This is a genomic window from uncultured Agitococcus sp. (assembly GCF_937920075.1).
GTDB lineage: Bacteria > Pseudomonadota > Gammaproteobacteria > Pseudomonadales > Moraxellaceae > Agitococcus.
Genome location: NZ_CALETI010000350.1, coordinates 1 through 4,392, shown reverse-complemented (window position 1 = coordinate 4,392; position 4,392 = coordinate 1). Strand labels below are relative to the sequence as shown.

The 4,392-nt window shown below is 40.1% G+C and carries 7 protein-coding genes; 5 read left to right on the top strand and 2 right to left on the bottom strand.

The features are described from left to right. From Q0212_RS12135 to Q0212_RS12125, 3 genes are all read left to right on the top strand, one after another. Positions 1–588, top strand: a 588-nt coding sequence (locus Q0212_RS12135; protein ID WP_297925864.1) for a DUF3160 domain-containing protein, incomplete at its 5' end; no start/stop codon positions are given. 29 nt (positions 589–617) lie between these two features. Beyond that, positions 618–1,088, top strand: a complete 471-nt coding sequence (locus Q0212_RS12130; RefSeq protein ID WP_297925862.1) for a hypothetical protein — start codon at positions 618–620, stop codon at positions 1,086–1,088. An 11-nt stretch (positions 1,089–1,099) separates the two neighbouring features. Further along, positions 1,100–1,723: a tetratricopeptide repeat protein gene (locus Q0212_RS12125; protein ID WP_297925860.1), complete on the top strand. Its 624-nt coding sequence runs from the start codon at positions 1,100–1,102 to the stop codon at positions 1,721–1,723. Between the two features lie 10 nt (positions 1,724–1,733). Here the strand turns inward: Q0212_RS12125 and Q0212_RS12120 are convergent, their stop codons facing one another. Then, entirely contained in the window at positions 1,734–2,792 is a 1,059-nt protein-coding gene (locus Q0212_RS12120) for an SDR family oxidoreductase (protein WP_297925858.1), read from the bottom strand. Between the two features lie 78 nt (positions 2,793–2,870). Between Q0212_RS12120 and Q0212_RS12115 the strand changes: the two genes are divergently transcribed. Further along, positions 2,871–3,239: a MerR family transcriptional regulator gene (locus Q0212_RS12115; protein WP_297925857.1), complete on the top strand. Its 369-nt coding sequence runs from the start codon at positions 2,871–2,873 to the stop codon at positions 3,237–3,239. An 11-nt stretch (positions 3,240–3,250) separates the two neighbouring features. Further along, positions 3,251–4,126: a Dyp-type peroxidase gene (locus Q0212_RS12110; RefSeq protein WP_297925855.1), complete on the top strand. Its 876-nt coding sequence runs from the start codon at positions 3,251–3,253 to the stop codon at positions 4,124–4,126. A gap of 17 nt (positions 4,127–4,143) precedes the next feature. Here the strand turns inward: Q0212_RS12110 and Q0212_RS12105 are convergent. Beyond that, a partial coding sequence (locus Q0212_RS12105) for a hypothetical protein (protein ID WP_297925852.1) occupies positions 4,144–4,392 on the bottom strand: 249 nt, incomplete at its 5' end.

Below are 4,392 nucleotides of genomic sequence, written 5' to 3'. Positions count from 1 at the left end.
CCTAATGGCCTAAATCAACTACAACTCCAGTTTTTACAAGAAGCGGGTCGTAGTTATCCTCAAGTCTCCAGTTTATTAGGCTTTTGGACGTGGCAGCGTTATATCAATCTTTTGTATAGCAAACAGTCGATGACAATGGGCTCAAAAAGTCTACAAATACCTAACGATGAGCTTCGTAAAGGTGCCATGTTATATGGCCATGTTGATGTTTATAAAGCCTTACTTAAATTAGTCAATCAACATCAACAACAAAGTCCACATTTATGGGATGACTTTGCACTACTTTTAGAACGATTAGTGAAAATTGCTGAGCAACCCAGCTTGGATGCGAATGATGAGCAATTATTAAATGATTTAGACAAACAGTTATTGGCTTTAACAGGCCAAAAAGACAAACCTATTATTGTCGATGTTCATACCAATCCTATTGATAAAATGGTTGTTGAAGAGGCCATTGGTTTACCTAGAGTCATTGAGCAACAACAAGCCCGTGGCGCACTTTGGCAACATTACGAATTTAAACAACCTATAAATCAACGTTTAGACAATCAACAATGGCAAACACAATTATTAACGGAAAGCCTTTAACATATTAGTTTAGCTGTTGAGAAGCGATAATGATGCATGAAACGCCTAATGATCCAAGGATCAGCCAGTTATATCAGAGTTTAGCTAAGCAACAAGTTACGCCGACGATTGAACAACATATTTTGCAAATGGCTGAGCAACAAGCCAACATCAATCGAACTACACAAGGAAAATCCAACGCTCTTTGGCAAAAGATTAGCTCTCTCTTTTCGCACTCTTGGCAAGGTGGTTTAGCATTTGCGGGTGTAGTTACAGTAATATGCGCTATCGTTTTTAACACACTCCAACCCTCAGACAATATTTATAGCACTAAAGAGATCATTCCTCCCACTGAAGCAGAATTGCAAGCGCAAACATGGGCAGAGCTACGTACATTAATCGCCCAGAAAAAATATGATGAAGCCCGAGAGCAACTCAACAATATTCGTCAACGTAATCCACAAGTAGTTGTTCCTCAAGATATTACTCAAGCATTAGACACGTCAACCAAAACTCCATAGAGGTCAACATCATGAGTTTTTCTTATAAATATCTTTTACTAAGTTTAAGTCTGGCTGTTGGTTCGGTATGGGCAATTGAACAAAATTCTTCTATTGAAGAAATTATCCAACAGGCCGAACAAGGTGCTGCTGAATCTCAATATCAACTAGCTATCAAGTATGAGCTTGGCGATCATTTACAACAAAGTTATGAACAAGCTGTTGTTTGGTTAACCAAAGCAGCCCAACAAAATCATATAGAGGCTCAACTTAAATTAGGTATGATGTACTTTAATGGTCAAGGAGTTGCTCGTAATAATGTTGAAGCAGCCGAATGGTTTCGTAAAGCAGCTTATCTAAAACAAGGTAATAAACCTGCATATTATGCAAAAGCATTAATTCCTGTTGATGGTGTTGCTAAAGCCTTATGGTGGCTGGAACGAGTTGCCGAACAAAAAGTCTCTCAAGCACAATATCAATTAGCCCAAATTTATGCCCAAACCGATGTAGTTAAAGCGTTAACATGGGCAACAATTGCCAATACATTAGGATATCAGCCTGCTAAAACGTTGTTATCGCAACTATCCACACAAAGCAATTCACAACAACAACAACAGGCAGAACAATTAGCCAATGATTGGTTAAACTCACATTAACTGTTAGGGACTATTGCCTAGCGACAAATTTTGCCGTTTGCTGCAAACAATGCTCCAAACTAGGTAAGGGTAAGGCCATCATATTGGCCAGTTGTTGTGTGGCTTCTGTGGCTAAGGATTCTTGACGAAAAAAATGTAACATCTCCAAACTCATGCCTGCTTTTTTAGCCACAAACTCGCTAGTCAATACACACTTTAAAACAGGAATGGGAATCGACAACACAGGTGGTTTAATGGCAATAGCCTTAGCACACACTGTTAATACTTGCTTTAGGTTTGGTGTGGAATTATCAGCCAAAACATACTCTTGATTTATCGTTTGTGGATAATCAATGACATTGGCCATAAACTGCGTTAAATAAGCTACACTCACCAATGGCAAACGATAGCCCTGCCCCGAAGGTACAGCAAATAATTTGCCCGCCTTTAAATCGACTAGAGTTTGATAAAATGGCTGCTGACTGGCCAACTCCCCTTGTTGATGATCACCAATCACTGTGGCAGGATGAATCACCGTTAAAGGTATATTAAGCTGTTTACTTAGACGTTTAATCGCAAAATGAGCTTCAATTTTTGAGGCTTCATACACGCCTACTTGCTGATAGATTTTTGACCAATTAGCATTTTCGGCCAAACCTTCAATACCCAACTGTTGTAAATGTTCAGTCATGGTTAGCATATAACCTGATACTTGTACCACCTGTTTTAAGGACAACTTTTGTTGTGCCAAGGTCAATAACTCAAGCACACCTTTAACATTTACTTGTCGAGCTTGCTGCTCTGATAAATTCCAACCAAACATCGCCGCGCTATGATAAATCACTGAAACATTGGCCATTTTTTGCCAATTTTCTTCGCTTATGCCCACATTAGCGACTGACAAATCGCCTTGAATTGGCACAATTTGCGCCTCAGCCACGCCTTTTGTTGCTAGCCATGCTATTAACTGTGGAAATTGCTCTGTTGGTTTTCTAAATAAGGCAAACACCCGATGGCCTTTTTTAACCAATGCCAAGATTAAAAACTTACCAATAAAGCCACTTGCACCTGTGACTAAAATATCGCTCATGATTGTTCTCCGAGTATTTGCATTTATTGATACACACTCTAAACTATGGAGTACACTCCAAGGTCAAGGACTTTTTGCATGTTAATTGGTGAACTTGCTCAAGCGGCTCAAGTGAGCCGAGATACGATTCGTTTTTATGAAAAACAAGGCTTAATTACAGGCTTTAGGCTAGGTAATGGTTATAAAAATTACACGCCTGCCACACTAGACACGGTAAATCTTATTAAGCTTGCCCAAGAGTTAGGTTTTTCTTTACGTGAAATTGCCAGTATTTTACCCATGTTGGCAGGCGGCCAATTAGCCCCAGTGTTAGTAGAAAATTTTGTTGCTGATAAGGTACGTCTCATTGACCAACGAATTAACAGCCTACAACAATTACGCCAGCGTTTAAGTACCTTGCCGATTGGCACAGATTGCCCTTTGCGTCGTGACTGCACGCCTGATTAGAGGAATAAAGAATGAATTATCAACGTGGCATTTTAGCAAACGTGCCGAGTGTTGCCTGTTATTTAACTTTTCAACAATATGATCCAAGCCAAGTTAAAGCTTGTTTACAGCAGTTATCTGCGATGGTTGATGGTGAACAGATTGTCTTGGGTTTAGGTAAGTCTTTGTTATTACAATTAGATTTAGCACATCCGCATTTACCAAACTTTCCTGCTTATACCAGTGCAGGCATTAATATTCCTTCTACTCCTGCCGATGTGTGGTTATGGGTGCGTGGTTCTGAGCGTGGTGAGCTGTTGTTATTAAGCCAACAACTGATTAAAACCTTAGAGGCCGCTTTTCATTGCACTCAAATTGTGGATGCTTTTTGTCATTTGGGTGGTCGTGATTTAACTGGTTATGAAGATGGCACAGAAAATCCTCACGATGAAGCAGCAATAGCCGCCGCTTTTGTGGCTGATGAAAATCCTGCATTAGAGGGTGGTAGTGTGGTTGCCGTGCAACAATGGCTGCACCATATGCCAAGCTTTAACAGGATGAGCAACGAACAACAAGATAATGCTATTGGTCGACGCAAAGATGATAACGAAGAGTTAGATGATGCGCCCGAATCGGCTCATGTTAAACGTACTGCCCAAGAAAGTTTTAGCCCAGAAGCCTTTGTGTTGCGCCGTTCTATGCCGTGGTCGTCAGGCGTGGACGGAGGTTTGATGTTTGTTGCTTTTGGTCATTCGAGTCAAGCATTTGCAGCACAATTACGGCGTATGGTTGGCCTTGAAGATGGTATTCAAGATGCCCTATTTCAGTTTACACGACCAATCACAGGGGCTTATTTTTGGTGTCCACCTGTGAAAGATGGACGTGTGTTTTTGAATTTTTTGGAATAAAATCTGTCTAAAAAAAGCTAAAATGAATCCATTTCCTTGTCAGTACATGGCAACGGCCAAGGAATTTGCCCATTTCGTTGCTGCTCTTTTTTTTCGGGAGTACATTTTGACGACTCTACAGTAGATTCCTCTATCTGTTCTTGTTGTTGTGTAATAGGTTCAGATGGAATATTGTCAACATTATCATAAAAAAGAGATTCAATTTCGTCAGGTAGGTCAGCACGTTTAGTTATTTCTAATTTTGCAATAATCTCTTGTTGAGTAAT

What these genes read in the sequence shown, in the direction of transcription:
- Q0212_RS12115 (WP_297925857.1), top strand. Translation starts at nt 2,871, where the DNA reads ATGTTAATTGGTGAACTTGCTCAAGCGGCTCAAGTGAGCCGAGATACG.
- Q0212_RS12130 (WP_297925862.1), top strand. Translation starts at nt 618, where the DNA reads ATGATGCATGAAACGCCTAATGATCCAAGGATCAGCCAGTTATATCAG.
- Q0212_RS12110 (WP_297925855.1), top strand. Translation starts at nt 3,251, where the DNA reads ATGAATTATCAACGTGGCATTTTAGCAAACGTGCCGAGTGTTGCCTGT.
- Q0212_RS12120 (WP_297925858.1), bottom strand. Translation starts at nt 2,792, where the DNA reads ATGAGCGATATTTTAGTCACAGGTGCAAGTGGCTTTATTGGTAAGTTT.
- Q0212_RS12125 (WP_297925860.1), top strand. Translation starts at nt 1,100, where the DNA reads ATGAGTTTTTCTTATAAATATCTTTTACTAAGTTTAAGTCTGGCTGTT.